A 14,323-nucleotide genomic window follows, 5' to 3' on the forward strand; every position below is an offset into this window, starting at 1 on the left:
TGAATATACAGAGTACATGAAATCATAATGATATGAAAACACTTGCAAAACTATTCTTTGTAATCATTATATTTCCCAATATAATCATTGCCCAGACCTCAAAGAAAAAGTACGAATACAATATAGATCTTCTTCATATGTCAGATAATGAGGTATCTGTTTCTTTTACTCCGCCCAGGAATAATCTTAAACAAGGGAAGTTTATTATTCCCAAACTGGTCCCTGGATTTTATCAGGCTATGGATTTTGGGCAATATATTTCGAACTTCACTGCGACTGATAAAAATGGCAAAAAAATAGCTGCGGAACGTTTGGATAAAAACAGCTGGCTGGTAGAGGACCTTAAGCATGTCAGCAAAATATCATATCAGGTAGCAGGTGGATGGAACTCTTTAAAACAGGATACCCAAGGGGCAAAATCTCCCGGCAGTATGTTTAAAAAAGATAGTGTTTCCGTTATCAATTATAATTCTTTAGTAGGATATTTTGAAGAAATAAAAGATGTTCCTTACCAAATTAACGTTACAAAAAACAAAGACTTTTATGCTTCTTCTGCATTGGATTATAAAAAGAAAAATGAAAATACAGATATTGTTTGGGCAAAAGATTACCGGGAACTCGTGGACTCTCCCGTTTTATATTGTGTTCCTGATACGACATGGATTAAAATAGGCCATACCGAAGTACTAGTATCATTTTACGATAAAAAAGAACGTCATTATTCACAGAAAATAGCCCGGGAGCTGGAAACTATTTTAAAAAACCAGCAGGCTTATCTGGGAGGAACCTTACCGGTAAATAAATATGCTTTCCTGATCTATTATGAATCTTCAAATGAAAGAGGATATATGGGAGACGGCCTGGAACATTCCAAATCTACAATATGCCTGTACAGTGCCGGAAATATGAATTTTCTCCCTGATGCTTTGAGCAGAGTGGCTTCTCATGAGTTTTTCCATATCATCACTCCTCTTAACATCCATTCGGAAGAAATTCAGCATTATGATTTTCTCAATCCTGTTATGTCCAAACATCTGTGGTTATATGAAGGTATGACGGAATATGCCACCATCCATATGCCTATAAAACAAAAAATGATCAGTCTGGACGACTTTGAAAAAAGCCTGGAAGAAAAAATAAAAGGCATGAAAGAGTTTGACAACAAACTGTCTTTTACGGATCTGAGTAAGAATGCAATGGAAAGACAGGATCAGTATATGAATTTCTATCAAAAAGGAGCCTTACTAGGCTTATGTTTAGATATCAGATTAAGAAAACTTTCTGATGGGAAAATAGGTACTCAGAATCTAATGCAGATGTTGATGAAGAAATACGGAAAAGGTAAATACTTCAATGATGATGAGCTTTTTGATGAAATTGCAAAAATGACTTACCCGGAAATACGTACATTTTTTAAAGATTTTATAGAAGGTACTCAACCTGTTCCTCTGAAAGAATATCTTACAAAAGCTGGTTTCAACTATGATGAATCTACAGGAAAAGTTAGTCTTTTACCTAACCCTGATTCAAAACAGTTAGCTTTAAGGAAAGCATGGTTAGGTCAATAAATCTTATGTCATATCATTCCTGAATTTACAGGCATTTTATTATAAAAGGAATAAATGAAATTGTCTTTAAATAGATAAAAGAGGAAGACCACTCACTACAGTAGTTTTCCTCTTCTATCTTCTCTCTTCCAAGTTTAATTAAACTATAAAGCCTCATCCTTAACGTAAATAATACAATTATTGATTATCTTTAATAAGAAGTAATTCAGCGTTATATTCAAAATACATTATCTATGAAAAAAACACTTTCAGGATTGCTATTAATGATGATTCACCTTGCTTATCCACAGATTCAAAAAGTCAGACAAGTGATCGATTCATGTGTAAAAAAGGATAATTTCAACGGTTCTGTATTGGTCGCCAAAAGCGGAAAGGTTGAATTACTTACTTATAAAGGTTTATCAAACCGACATTATGACATTCCTTTTTCCGATGAAACCAGGTTTCCTATTTTCTCACTTACCAAAACGTTTACTGCCGCTCTGATCATGCAGCTTTACGAACGGGGAAAAATTAATTTGGATGCTACTATTTCCACTTATTATCCCGAATACAAAGGTGAAGCCGCAACAAAGGCAACAATAAGAAACCTTCTTACCTACAGCAGCGGCAGAGATAACAAAGACCTCAGCTCACCCGAACTTATTCACCAGGCTTATGATAATACCATCTGGGATCTGGATGATTTCATTATGACTTACCTCTCTGAAAAACTGGTTGACAAGCCCGGCACGAAGTTCAGCTACAACAATGGTGACTTCATACTTCTCGGAAAGATTATTGAAAAAATATATCATCAGCCTTTTGAACAGGTTCTCAAAGAGCAGATCCTAATTCCGCTCAATATGCAGAACACCGGATTTCTGCATCATAATGATATTATTAAAAACATTGATGAAGGCTATTGTGCTGACGAAAAAGATGCTTTTGCTCTTCATACTCCTACCAATACTTATATTGACAATTTTTATTCGGCCGGAGCAATGTATTCCACTCCTAAAGATCTTCTTATTTTTGACCAGGCCATTTTCAGCCCTACTTTATTCAGCAAAAATACATTGCAAACCATGCTTACTCCCGATAAGAACCTTGAAGATACAGCTCTTGGTTTCTGGGTATATCCAAAACAGTTCGGATCAGTCAATACAATATTTGTAGAACGTCAGGGTGAAGGCTATGGGCATAGTGCCAACTGGGTTCACTTAACAGATAAAAACCTTACTTTAATTATTCTCTCCAATACAAAAGACATCAAATATCTGAATACAATGCGGGAGAAGTTGATTATGGCGTACTACGGTAAATAGTTAAGAGTTAAGAATTGAAAATGGAAAGTTGAGAGTGATGAGTTTTTGGTTATCATTTACAAATTTTAAATGAATGGTCTGTAATTATATTTAAAAAAAAGCTCATCACTCGCCATTTTTAATTTTCGAATTTCCATCTTCAACTTTCAATTCTCTCTCCAAAAGTTTTAATATATTTAAGAAAAAAATAGATGGAGAACAGTACTTCCCGCAGAAGTTTTATAAAAACTGCAACTTTGGCAAGCTTTGGAGCTTTGGTTTTACCCAATTCTTTATTTGCCTATTCCAATGATTTTAAAACTGATAAAAAAGTCCGTGTCGGCTTTATTGGAGTAGGGCTTCGCGGACAGGAACACGTAAAATTGCTGGCGAAACGCAGTGATGTAGAGATCATAGCTTTTGCGGACCCTGATAAAAGAATGCTTGCAGCCTCTCAAAAAATATTAAAAGACAATAATAAAACCGCTGCCCAGGAGTTTTCAAATGGTGAATACGACTATCGCAATCTTTTAAAATCAAAAGCAATAGATGCCGTTGTGATCGCTACTCCATGGGAATGGCATCTTACTCAGGGCGTTGAGGCAATGCGTGCTAAAAAGATTGTGGGAATGGAGGTTTCAGGAGCTATAAAGCTCCAGGACTGCTGGGAGTTTGTGAAGGTATATGAGGAAACCAAGGTTCCTATTTTCATGATGGAAAATGTCTGCTACAGAAGAGATATTATGGCTATTCTGAATATGGTACGTAAAGGAATGTTCGGAGAGCTGGTTCATGGAAGGGGCGGTTATCAGCATGATCTGAGAGGGGTTCTTTTCAATGACGGAGTTACGCCTTACAATTCAGGAACTGAATTTGGTGAGAAAGGTTTCAGTGAGGCAAAATGGAGAACCGAACATTATGTAAAACGTAACGGGGAGCTTTATCCTACTCATGGACTGGGCCCGGTTGCGATGATGATGGATATCAACCGGGGAAACCGTTTAACGAGATTATCTTCATTTTCTTCAAAATCGGTGGGACTGCATAAATATATTGTAGAACATCCTAAGGGAGGGGAAAATCACCCAAGTGCAAAAGTAAAATTCAACCAGGGAGATATTGTCACAACACAGATTGCCTGTGCCAATGGAGAAACAATACTTTTAACCCACGACACCAGCTTACAGAGACCTTATGATTTAGGATTCCGTGTACAGGGAACTGAAGGATTGTGGCAGGATTTCGGCTGGGGAGATTTCAACCAGGGGCACATCTATTTTGAAAAAACAATGAACCATACCCACCGTTGGGATAATACTGAAAAATGGATGAAAGAATATGATCATCCAATGTGGAAAAAGTTTGAGACTACCGCTGCCGGCGCAGGACATGGTGGAATGGATTTCTTTGTGATGAATACATTCATTGAGTGTATCAAACGAAATATAGAATTTCCGATGGATGTATATGACCTTGCTTTGTGGTATTCTATCACTCCATTGAGCGAAGAGTCTATTGCCAAAGGCGGCCAGGTAGTTGACATCCCTGATTTTACCAATGGAAAATGGAAAACCCGTAAACCTGTATTTGGAATGACCGATGAGTTCTAAGAAGACCTTACTTATATTAGCAGGAGGATTGGGCAGTCGTTACAAAGGCCTTAAGCAGGTAGACGGAATACTCAGCAATGGTTCTCCGATTATGGAATATTCTATTTTTGATGCTCTGGAAGCCGGCTTTAATAAAATTGTTATTATTGTCAATAAACTAATTCCTCAGAGTTATATTGAACGGCTCAATACCATATCTGAAACAAAAGAGTTTGAACTGCACTGGATCTATCAGGAAATCAACAGTATTCCGGTGCAGGGATTTGATTATTCTGAACGTGAAAAGCCATGGGGGACCGGTCACGCTGTTCTTTGTGCCAAATACACCATACAGGAACCCTTCGTGATGATCAATGCTGATGATTTTTATGGTAAAGAAGCCTATCAGATTGCGGCTCATGAAATTGACTATCATCATATTTCCGAGTCGCAGTTTGGCATGATTGCTTATCCCGTGGAAACCACATTAAGCGGTCATGGGGCGGTAGCAAGAGGAATCTGTACACTGGATGATAAAAATTATCTGATCACGGTAGATGAGCAGACTTCTATCCGAAAGATCAACAGCTCTATCATTTATACAGAGAATGAAAAAAACATAGAAATATCACCTGATACATTGGTATCAATGAATTTTTTCATTTTTCATCCCCGTATTTTCTGTTCATTAGAAGCCTATTTCTATGATTTTATAGAGTCTGACCCCAGTCCTGCACAGGAATTTTATATTCCTTCTGCTGTACAAAGAATGATGGATGAAAAAAAAGTAAAGGTTTTGGTAAAGTCCTCACCTTCAAAATGGATGGGCGTCACTTATGCTGATGATAAAAAGAATATTAAAGATTTTCTGACCGCAGAGATTCAAAAAAACAGATATCCGGAAAATGTATGGAAATAAATGATATTATTATCCAGTTTATAGGTTCAAATAATTACAGCCTCTCTCCTATCACTGAGGGGCTGATCAATACAACTTACCTTTTGGAAGATCTTGACCGGAAAGAAAAGTTTATCCTGCAAAAGATCAATCAAAATGTATTTAAACAGCCGGAGGTAGTCATCAAGAATCATGTAATGATTAATGAGCTTCTCAGGTCAAATAATTATCAATTTCAAATTATAGAACCTATCCCTTCCCTTACCCATCAACTTCTGGTAAAAGATTCAAATGGACAGTCATGGCGTATGCTAAGCTTCGTGGAAAACAGTATTACATTCCTTACTGCTCCATCTTTAGAGACCGCTTTTGAAGCAGCTAAAACCTTCAGTTATTTTCTTACCATCGTAAATACTGAAAAACTACCTGCTATTGAAGATACCCTTCCTGATTTTCTCAATTTTGAGAAAAGAGTAGCAGATTACAAAAATTCACTAAAAGACGCAGCTCCTCATTTAAGAAAAAATGCAAAGGCTGAAATAGAAATCACCAACCAACTTCTGTCCTTACCGGATCATTGGATAGAAATGGAGAAAAGCAATCAAATCCCGAAACGAATCATCCATGCAGATGTAAAAATAAGTAATATTCTCTTCGATCAAAATCATCATCCGTTAGCTGTAATTGATCTGGACACCATGATGATTTCTACTATTTTATATGATTTTGGAACGATGATCCAGTCCTATACCAATACAACCTATGAAGATGACGGAAGTGCCGAAAACAATTTCAACCCAGAAATGTATAAGGTTGTAAAAGAAGGCTTTTTATTCTATCTAAAGGAAAAATTGACGCCATCAGAATCTCAAAACCTTGATTATGCCGCACAAGTCGCCATTTATATTCAGGAGCTTCGTTTTTTAACCGATTACCTGAATGGGAGTACTTATTATTCTACAAAATATTCTGAACATAATTTGGACCGGACTAAGAATCAGCTTCAGTTGTTGAAAGGGTTGAGAGAATATCTTGGAAGTGAATAAACTACAAAATATTTTTAACACTTTAGTTATTTTAAGTATTTTAAAATTACAATATTCTAACGCTCTCATACAAGAAACTCAATAATCCTTTTCCATTCTTCAATCTTTTTTTCAAAGGAAACTGTATGAAGCGGGCTCGTTGAGGGCAATAAAATAACTGGCAGCCTGTAATTTTTTCCCAAGAGTTTCTGCAAATTTTTATAAGATTTTCCGCCATTACAAAAAATCACTTTGATATTTGGGTGGTTTTCCAGTAATTCTGCAATCTGATTGGCTTCTTCATTTTTAATTTCTGAATCCAGGCTTCCTTTTCTTTCACAAGAGTCAATGACATCCCAGAGGGCAATATGATGTTTCTTTATGGTTTCAATTCTTTGCGTATAATCTTCGGTAAAATCTTCCTTCAGCAGTTCAAAAATGATCTTCCAGAATTTGTTTTGCGGATGGGCGTAATATTGCTGCATTTCCAGCGATTTCACTCCGGGAATGGATCCTAAGATCAAAATTGCAGACTGATCATCAATAATTGCAGAAAATGAAGAAATCCGGTTTTGCATATTCAAATATATAAATTTTGGTTAAAGCCATTTGAATTTTTAATCATAAAAAAACGGGCCAAAGCCCGTTTCTATTGATATTAGAATTAATGTTAATTCTTAATTTTTAATTCTCCATTAATTATTAAAGTGTTTCCTTCAGCCAATCGAAGAATTCTCTCTGCCATACTAATCCGTTTTGTGGATGAAGTACCCAGTGATTTTCGTTCGGGAAATACACCAGTTTAGATTTCAGTCCTTTTAGTATTGCAGCCTGAAAAGCTTCCTGCCCCTGTTCGTACGGTACACGGAAATCTATTCCTCCCTGAACGATCATAATCGGCTTATTCCACTTTTCTACGAAGTTACTTGGGTTAAATTCTGTATATGCTTTGGGCAATGGTTTTTCCCACGGTGAACCTAGATCCCAGTTGGCAAACCAAAGTTCTTCTGTAGTAAGGTACCACGATTTCATATCAAATAATCCGTCGTGTGCAATGAATGTTTTGAATCTGTTTTCATGAATTCCTGCCAGCATAAATACGCTGTATCCTCCATAACTTGCTCCTACAGCAGCTACTCTTTCTCCATCTACGTATGGTAATGTTTTAGCATAATCTGTTGCAGATAGATAATCTCTCATTGGCTGCCCTCCCCAGTCTTTAGAAATATCTTCATTCCATTTCGTACCCCATCCCGGCATACCTCTTCTGTTTGGAGCTACTACGATATAACCGTTTGCGGTCATCAGGGCAAAGTTCCATCTTACGCTGAAGTATTGTGTCAGTGCAGACTGTGGACCTCCCTGGCAGTATACCAACGTAGGATATTTTTTGTTCGGATCAAAGTTGGGCGGATAGTGGAACCATACTCCCATTTCTTTCCCGTCTGAGGTTTTTACCATTTTCAGTTCAGATTTCCCCTGGGCTAATTTAGCATAAGCATCTTTGTTAGCTTCGGTCACCTGCTTCATTTCTCCATTTTTAAGGTTCACAGAGAATAGTTCTGTAGCATGGTTTACATCTGTTCTTCCTACTACAAGGGAAGATTTATTATCTGTAAAGATTTCATTAACGTCAAAGTCTCCTTTGGTAATCTGCTGTACTTTTGAAGATTTTGAATCTAAAGAGAAAAGTTGTTTTGTTCCTCTGTATGCAGCAGTGAAGTAGATTGTTTTTGAATCTGCTCCCCAAAGAACATCTCCTGAAACACTTTCATCCCAGGCGGAAGTAAGATTTGTTGTTTTCCCAGACTTCCAATCCATGATTTTCACATCATTTTTATCCGCCTCATAGCCGTCTCTTGCCATACTTTGCCACACCAAAGATTTCCCATCCGGGCTGAACTTAGGGTTAACATCATAGCCTTTGTTTGATTCTGTCAGGTTTTTAGTAGTTCCTGAAGCCATATCATAAGCAAAGATGTCTGTATTTGTACTGGTTGAGTATTCTTTACCGCTTTTAGGTTTTGTAACGTATAAAAGCTGTGCAGAATCCGGGCTCCAGATAAAATCTTCAGCACCCCCGAAAGGTCTCTGAGGTGAATCCCATGTTTTTCCTTCCAAAAGATCCTTGGCTGCATCTGCTTTATCGGAAATATTCACTACAAATACATGGTTGTATTTTCCTTCGTTGTAGTAATCCCAATGTCTGTGGTTCAGATCTGTATATACCTGAGCAGTGGTTTTAGGAGTATCAGCATATTTATCTTTTCCCATTAATTTTTCTACCAAAACCTGCTTGCTGAACGCTATTTTTTTACCATCCGGAGAGATAACGATATTGTCAGCTTCTCCGATTGTATAAAATTCTGTCCAGGTTTTTCCGGTATCTTTAGAAAGATAGATCTTGTCCCCTTCCTGCGCATAAATACCGTTCTTATCCCACTGAATCAGCGCTTTTTTGCCGAAATCGATTTTAGAGGACTGATTATTAAGAACATTTAGAAAATAGTTCTCACTTTTTGTTTTCTCTGTTTTCAGATCTACCTGTCCAACTTTATAAATAAGGGAAGCCTGATCCGGTGAAACTGCCTGTACTCCTACTTTTTTCAAAGTCCAAAGAATTTCAGGCGTCATTAGTTGTTGTGCGTTCATTAAAAGCGGAGCTGCCAGAGCCAGCAGACTGTACTTAAGTTTCATATGTTGCTATTCATTTTTAACGGAGCTATGAGATGCGAGTGATTTCATAAATCCTTTTATTAAATTCAAAGATTGCCAAAGTTAACTATTAAAATAAAATGAACGAAAGAATTAACATTTAAGTTTTCTAAAAATGAAATAAATGATTTATGCTCTGGTAAATTTTTATAATTTTATAAAAACTAAACTAATACCCATTTTCATGAAAAAAATCTCTCTTCTTGCGTCATTCTTTTTATCATCATTGTTTTTTTCGCAGATAACGATAAGTCCTTATGCCAATCATTATAATACTTCTTATCAGGCCACTATTACGGGAAACGGAACGATTTATTATACTACTGACGGAAGCACACCAACACTAAGTTCAAGTTCGGCAACCAACAGTGTGGAAATTCCTATTAACCAGAATAAAGAGATCAAGGCATTTCTCGTTAACGGACAGGGGGCATCTTCAGCTGTAATCAGTAAAAAATATTATACCGGAAGTATTCCTACTGCTGATATTTATTTTAAAGCTCCTACTACATGGACATCCGGAAGCTGTGTAATGATTGATATGGTTAACCCAAATTCAATTAACGGATTTGTAATAGATGCTTTTTGGCCGGGAGTGACAATGCAGCCTGCAGGATGCGAAGGCTGGTACAAGATCAACAGAAATTTTGAAAATGCCAATGTAAGTTTTAATAACTGCTTCCCTTATGAAAATTTTCCTCAAGCGATCAGTACCGGTATGATCCCGGCGGGAAGTACTTTGTACTATGATTTTACGGATGGAATTATCTCTACTCCGCCTTCATGCTTGTTTTTAGGAAGTAAGGAAATTCTACCCAAAGGTAAAGATGTTTTGATCAAGGTTTATCCAAATCCTGTTTCAGATATTTTAAAAGTAAATACAGACAGGCCTTTCCAGGAATACGAGATTATAGATGTTAACGGAAAAACAGTATCAAAGGATCAGTTTACAAAAGAAATTTCTATCAATCATCTTATTTCAGGAAATTATTTCCTAAAACTTAAAGATGCACAGGGCGATTTGGTTTTACTGAAATTCATTAAGAAATAAAAGAATACATCCATTATTACAGCAATGAAGGATTATATTTAATAAAAAAGAAAGAGTTCTGTACAGTACAGAACTCTTTCTTTTTAAAATATTATTTATTTTTTTCTAATCTCCATCTGAAAACATTGAGTTGGCCAGAGAAGTGACAAGAGATAATAGTATACTAAAGATAAATGCCCACCAGAAGCCATCCACAACCATACTGTCTATGAAGTAGTCTGCAATCAGAACAATCGCAGCATTGATCACCAATGCAAAGAATCCTAAGGTGATAATCGTCAATGGAAGTCCGAAAAGACTTAAAACAGGTTTCACAAATATATTCAGGACCCCTAATACAATGGCAAAAATGATTGCTGAAGAGAATGCTTCAAAATGTACTCCCGGTAAAATTTTGGTTAAAAGGTATGCAACTATGGCTGTCACAAACAATCTGATAATTAAGTTCATTTCGTTAATTTTTTAATGTTTATGGGGGTTATTGAGCAAAAGCCATTCCATTTCAATATTTTTTTTTTCACAAAACCCTTTATTCATGGATATTTGTTCGGTAATACCATGACTTTATTTTATTTTCATCATTGTAACCAGAGAAGTAGCAACATGACTTTCTGAAGATGTTTTTTCATCCAAAACATAAATTTCTGTCCTTATTACACTGATCTTTGCTCCACCTTTTATGACATACGATCTGGAAATAAGAGCATCTCCTATTGCAGGGCGGAGGTAATTTACTTTCAGCTCCACGGTTACTACATAACAGTCTTCGGGATAGTGGCTTACTGCGGCATATCCGGAAGAAACATCCACCAATGATGCAATCATAGCTCCATTGAACATCCCTGCTTTTCGGGTCATCAGTTCCATTTTGGGAATTTTCATGGAGATAAAATCCGTTTCTACTTCCAGTAATTCTGCTTTATAGAACTTCAGGGTTTCTGAGCGTTCAAAGCTGTCTGTAATGAGTTTTATTTTTTCTGGTGTCATGAATTTATTTTTAAACAAAGGTAAGTGCTATAGTATTTTCACTCAATTATATTTGGAAATATAAGCAAAAATTATACAAAAGAGCCGTTTCACAAGTCACGGAAACGGCTCTTCATCTGCGTTTTCACACGCTATCTCAAACTAACAATAACTCTTCAGAGGCGGTTGAAGTTTTCAGATGATAATCTTCCTTAATCATATCAGCAGCTTTTTCTCCAATCATAATTGCAGGGGCATTGGTATTTCCGGAAACTACATCCGGCATAATGGAAGCATCTGCTACGCGGAGTCCTTTTACACCATATACTTTTAACCTGGGATCAACCACGGAATGGCTGTCTATACCCATTTTACAGGTTCCGGTCATATGATGATAGGTAGAACATGATTTTTTGATATAATCAATCACTTCTTCTTTGGTTTTACCTTCCCCCGGATAAATTTCACCGTCATTCCATTCTTTCATCGCTTCTGTCCTTCCCATTTCACGACAGATTTCTACACAGCGGTAAAGGGCTTCAAGATCGGATTCTTCAGAAAGATACATCGGATTAATTTCCGGCGGTGCAGAAGAATCGGAAGAGGTCAGTTTAATATATCCCTTACTGGCAGGTCTGATAAATCCGGCACAGAAAGTAAACGCATTTTCAGGACCTGTGAATCCGGGACTGTAATAAGGAAGTCCCATAAACAAAGGCTGCAGATCAGGGAAAACCATTTCTTCTCTGCTTTTCCAGAATAGCTGTGCTTCCAGCAAATTGGCTTCCGGAGCTGGAATTTCTTTTTTAGCTTTAAAAATAACGCTCGTCAAAAGGTGATCCTGAAGATTTTTACCTACTCCCTTCAAATCCTTTATTACTGAAATACCCACTGATTCCAGCTCTTCTTTATCTCCAATCCCTGAAATCATCAGAAGTTTGGCAGATTCTATAGTTCCACAGGATACAATGACTTCTTTATCTGCTCTTGCTTCCAGTACTTCTCCATTTCTTAGGTACTGAATTCCTACACACTGGTTTCCTTCAAACAATAACTTTTGCCCCATGGCATTGGTTTGAATATCCAAATTCGGGCGGGATTTAACAGGATCTAAAAATGCTTTTGCTGTAGAGCATCTTTTGCCGTCTTTTCCTACGCTCAGATGATTAAGCCCCGCTCCCCAGATTTCTTTATTAAAATCATCTGTTAAAGGGTATCCCAGTTCTTTACAGGCTTCGATCGCACTTATTGAAATTGCGTTCGGATGCTTGATACGGCTTACAAAAAGCGGTCCTTCCCCTCCATGCACCTGATCTTCACCGTCTTCATGAGTTTCTGATTTTTTAAAATAAGGCAAAACACTTTCCCAGTCCCAGCCCACACATCCGTTATAGGCCCAGTGGTCATAATCCTGCTGGTGGCCTCTGATATAGATCATTCCATTGATAGAGCTTGAACCTCCCAATGTTTTACCGCGAGGCCAATACCGGGAATTTCCTCCCGCACTTTCCTGCGCAACGGTTTGATAGGCCCAGTCTCTTTCGGTATTCCATATGGCAGGCCAGCCTGACTGGTCCTGAACTTCAGAAACCTGATCATCCGGTCCTGCTTCCAACAGGAGTACATTTATATTTTCATTTTCACTTAATCTATTGGCTACTACAGCTCCTGCCGAACCGGATCCGACAACTATAAAATCGTATTTCATGAGTTTTAATTTGATTTGTTACTTTTTGATACTGATTACTTTAGGAACCGTTACCGCTTTTAAGCCTTCGATTCCGAATTCTACGCCATAACCGGATTTTTTTGCACCCCCAAATGGAACAAAAGGGTTAATAGCACCGTGCTGATTGATCCACACCGTTCCTGCTTCCAGTTGAGCAGCCACTTTCTGTGCCTGGTCAAGATCATCGCTCCATACTGAGGCCCCCAATCCATTTTCCGAATCATTAGCTTTACTGATCGCTTCTTCTAGCGTTTTGTATTTAATAATTGGCAGAACCGGCCCGAATTGCTCTTCATCTACGATTCTATCACCATTATCAACATTTCCAACAAGGGTTACCGGAATGAAATACCCCTCCAGATCCGGCTTCTGTCCCTTAAATAGGAAATCTGCCCCTATGTTTTCGGAATCAAGGATAAGATCATGGATTTTATCGTACTGCATTTTATTCTGTATAGGCCCCAAAACAGAAGTTTCCTCTGCTCCGTTCCCCATTGGAATATGAGAAGAATATTCCGCCAGTGCATTCACGACTTTTTCATAGTCATCTTGATGTACATAGAGTCTTTTCAGGCAGGCACAAGTCTGGCCCATATTTAGAAAGGCACCCCAGAAAAGATTTTCTATATGCTTTGCCACATCAAGTCCCGGTACAATAATTCCTGCATCATTCCCGCCGCACTCCAGTGTTAAGCGTGCCATATTTTTAGCAGAAGCTTCAATTACTTTTTTCCCTGTGGCAATAGAGCCTGTAAACATTATTTTTCCGATTTCCGGATGTGAGGTAAGGTAACCTCCCACTTCACCTCTGCCGGTAACGACCTGTAATAAATCTTCCGGAAGTACAGTATTGATCACTCTGATCATTTCCAGACTGCAGAACGTTGTATATTCTGAGGGTTTTATAATCACGGCATTCCCCATTCTCAGAGACGGAATGATCTGCCAGATCGCAATCATCAAGGGCCAGTTCCATGGAGCAATGGCTGCTACAACGCCAATTGGGTTTCTGTATAGAATGTCTTTTCTGGTTTCGTCTTCAAAAACAATTTCTTCCGGTAAATCCAGAGAGGCCGGAACCTGCGTCCAGCCTACACAAGCCTGCATTTCAAAATTGGCTCCCGGACCGCTGAGAGGTTTCCCCTGTTCTCGTGTGATCCATTCTGCAAGATGTTTTGAATTGTTTTGTAAGGCTTCCGCCACTTTCAGTAAGATTTCCTTTCTTTCCTCATCTGGCCTTGCTGACCATAGCTTTTGGGCTTTTTTTGCTTTTCCGATTTTGGCTTCTATCTCTTCCACGGAAGTATTGGCAACTTCACCAATAACCTCTAAAGTAGAGGGGTTTAAGGATAAAAAAGCAGTATCTACGGTATTGGCTTTTTCTATGAATGATGTATTTTCCATTGTTCTAAATAATTTTGTATTTTACATACCCCGAAAATGACGAAAACATGATATAAATCATTTGCTTATTCTCTATATTTTTTAACCTAAAC

At 37.7% G+C, this 14,323-nt stretch carries 12 protein-coding genes; 6 read left to right on the top strand and 6 right to left on the bottom strand.

Going from position 1 to position 14,323, the window contains the following annotated elements; genetic code table 11:
• The first annotated feature begins 32 nt into the window (after positions 1-32).
• The 5 genes from LF887_RS15955 (at position 33) to LF887_RS15975 (ending at position 6,387) form a co-directional block, all read left to right on the top strand.
• Complete coding sequence (locus tag LF887_RS15955; protein WP_236855241.1) at positions 33-1,568, top strand: hypothetical protein; 1,536 nt, start codon at positions 33-35, stop codon at positions 1,566-1,568.
• A 233-nt stretch (positions 1,569-1,801) separates the two neighbouring features.
• Entirely contained in the window at positions 1,802-2,875 is a 1,074-nt protein-coding gene (locus tag LF887_RS15960; protein WP_236855242.1) for a serine hydrolase domain-containing protein, read from the top strand.
• A gap of 191 nt (positions 2,876-3,066) precedes the next feature.
• Positions 3,067-4,464, top strand: a complete 1,398-nt coding sequence (locus tag LF887_RS15965) for a Gfo/Idh/MocA family protein (RefSeq protein ID WP_236855246.1) — start codon at positions 3,067-3,069, stop codon at positions 4,462-4,464.
• Positions 4,454-5,362 carry an NDP-sugar synthase gene (locus tag LF887_RS15970; RefSeq protein WP_236855247.1) on the top strand — a complete coding sequence of 303 codons (909 nt, stop codon included), beginning with the start codon at positions 4,454-4,456 and terminating at the stop codon, positions 5,360-5,362. Before LF887_RS15965 ends, LF887_RS15970 begins: the two co-directional genes overlap by 11 nt.
• Positions 5,353-6,387, top strand: a complete 1,035-nt coding sequence (locus tag LF887_RS15975) for a phosphotransferase enzyme family protein (protein WP_236855248.1) — start codon at positions 5,353-5,355, stop codon at positions 6,385-6,387. The genes LF887_RS15970 and LF887_RS15975 overlap by 10 nt, the downstream gene beginning before the upstream one ends.
• Before the next feature lie 65 nt (positions 6,388-6,452).
• Here LF887_RS15975 and LF887_RS15980 read toward each other — a convergent pair whose 3' ends face one another.
• Both LF887_RS15980 and LF887_RS15985 read right to left on the bottom strand, forming a co-directional pair.
• Positions 6,453-6,944: a DNA-deoxyinosine glycosylase gene (locus tag LF887_RS15980; RefSeq protein WP_236855249.1), complete on the bottom strand. Its 492-nt coding sequence runs from the start codon at positions 6,942-6,944 to the stop codon at positions 6,453-6,455.
• 124 nt (positions 6,945-7,068) lie between these two features.
• On the bottom strand, positions 7,069-9,063 hold the full coding sequence (locus LF887_RS15985) for a S9 family peptidase (protein ID WP_236855250.1): 1,995 nt from the start codon (positions 9,061-9,063) through the stop codon (positions 7,069-7,071).
• A 202-nt stretch (positions 9,064-9,265) separates the two neighbouring features.
• Here LF887_RS15985 and LF887_RS15990 point away from each other — a divergent pair, with 202 nt between their 5' ends.
• Positions 9,266-10,132: a chitobiase/beta-hexosaminidase C-terminal domain-containing protein gene (locus tag LF887_RS15990; RefSeq protein ID WP_236855251.1), complete on the top strand. Its 867-nt coding sequence runs from the start codon at positions 9,266-9,268 to the stop codon at positions 10,130-10,132.
• Between the two features lie 105 nt (positions 10,133-10,237).
• Here the strand turns inward: LF887_RS15990 and LF887_RS15995 are convergent, their stop codons facing one another.
• The 4 genes from LF887_RS15995 to LF887_RS16010 form a co-directional block, all read right to left on the bottom strand.
• Positions 10,238-10,582: a phage holin family protein gene (locus LF887_RS15995; protein ID WP_236855252.1), complete on the bottom strand. Its 345-nt coding sequence runs from the start codon at positions 10,580-10,582 to the stop codon at positions 10,238-10,240.
• 114 nt (positions 10,583-10,696) lie between these two features.
• Positions 10,697-11,119 (bottom strand): PaaI family thioesterase, encoded by a 423-nt coding sequence (locus LF887_RS16000; protein ID WP_236855253.1) that lies wholly within the window; start codon positions 11,117-11,119, stop codon positions 10,697-10,699.
• Between the two features lie 136 nt (positions 11,120-11,255).
• On the bottom strand, positions 11,256-12,806 hold the full coding sequence (locus LF887_RS16005) for a GMC family oxidoreductase (RefSeq protein ID WP_236855254.1): 1,551 nt from the start codon (positions 12,804-12,806) through the stop codon (positions 11,256-11,258).
• A gap of 18 nt (positions 12,807-12,824) precedes the next feature.
• Complete coding sequence (locus LF887_RS16010) at positions 12,825-14,231, bottom strand: aldehyde dehydrogenase family protein (RefSeq protein ID WP_236855255.1); 1,407 nt, start codon at positions 14,229-14,231, stop codon at positions 12,825-12,827.
• Positions 14,232-14,323: the final 92 nt, after the last annotated feature.

The organism is Chryseobacterium sp. MEBOG06, assembly GCF_021869765.1.
In the GTDB taxonomy this organism is placed as follows: domain Bacteria; phylum Bacteroidota; class Bacteroidia; order Flavobacteriales; family Weeksellaceae; genus Chryseobacterium.

Excerpts from the sequence above, each read along its gene's own strand:
- LF887_RS15955 (WP_236855241.1), top strand. The coding sequence starts at position 33 with ATGAAAACACTTGCAAAACTATTCTTTGTAATCATTATATTTCCCAAT.
- LF887_RS15960 (WP_236855242.1), top strand. The coding sequence starts at position 1,802 with ATGAAAAAAACACTTTCAGGATTGCTATTAATGATGATTCACCTTGCT.
- LF887_RS15965 (WP_236855246.1), top strand. The coding sequence starts at position 3,067 with ATGGAGAACAGTACTTCCCGCAGAAGTTTTATAAAAACTGCAACTTTG.
- LF887_RS15970 (WP_236855247.1), top strand. The coding sequence starts at position 4,454 with ATGAGTTCTAAGAAGACCTTACTTATATTAGCAGGAGGATTGGGCAGT.
- LF887_RS15975 (WP_236855248.1), top strand. The coding sequence starts at position 5,353 with ATGGAAATAAATGATATTATTATCCAGTTTATAGGTTCAAATAATTAC.
- LF887_RS15980 (WP_236855249.1), bottom strand. The coding sequence starts at position 6,944 with ATGCAAAACCGGATTTCTTCATTTTCTGCAATTATTGATGATCAGTCT.
- LF887_RS15985 (WP_236855250.1), bottom strand. The coding sequence starts at position 9,063 with ATGAAACTTAAGTACAGTCTGCTGGCTCTGGCAGCTCCGCTTTTAATG.
- LF887_RS15990 (WP_236855251.1), top strand. The coding sequence starts at position 9,266 with ATGAAAAAAATCTCTCTTCTTGCGTCATTCTTTTTATCATCATTGTTT.
- LF887_RS15995 (WP_236855252.1), bottom strand. The coding sequence starts at position 10,582 with ATGAACTTAATTATCAGATTGTTTGTGACAGCCATAGTTGCATACCTT.
- LF887_RS16000 (WP_236855253.1), bottom strand. The coding sequence starts at position 11,119 with ATGACACCAGAAAAAATAAAACTCATTACAGACAGCTTTGAACGCTCA.
- LF887_RS16005 (WP_236855254.1), bottom strand. The coding sequence starts at position 12,806 with ATGAAATACGATTTTATAGTTGTCGGATCCGGTTCGGCAGGAGCTGTA.
- LF887_RS16010 (WP_236855255.1), bottom strand. The coding sequence starts at position 14,231 with ATGGAAAATACATCATTCATAGAAAAAGCCAATACCGTAGATACTGCT.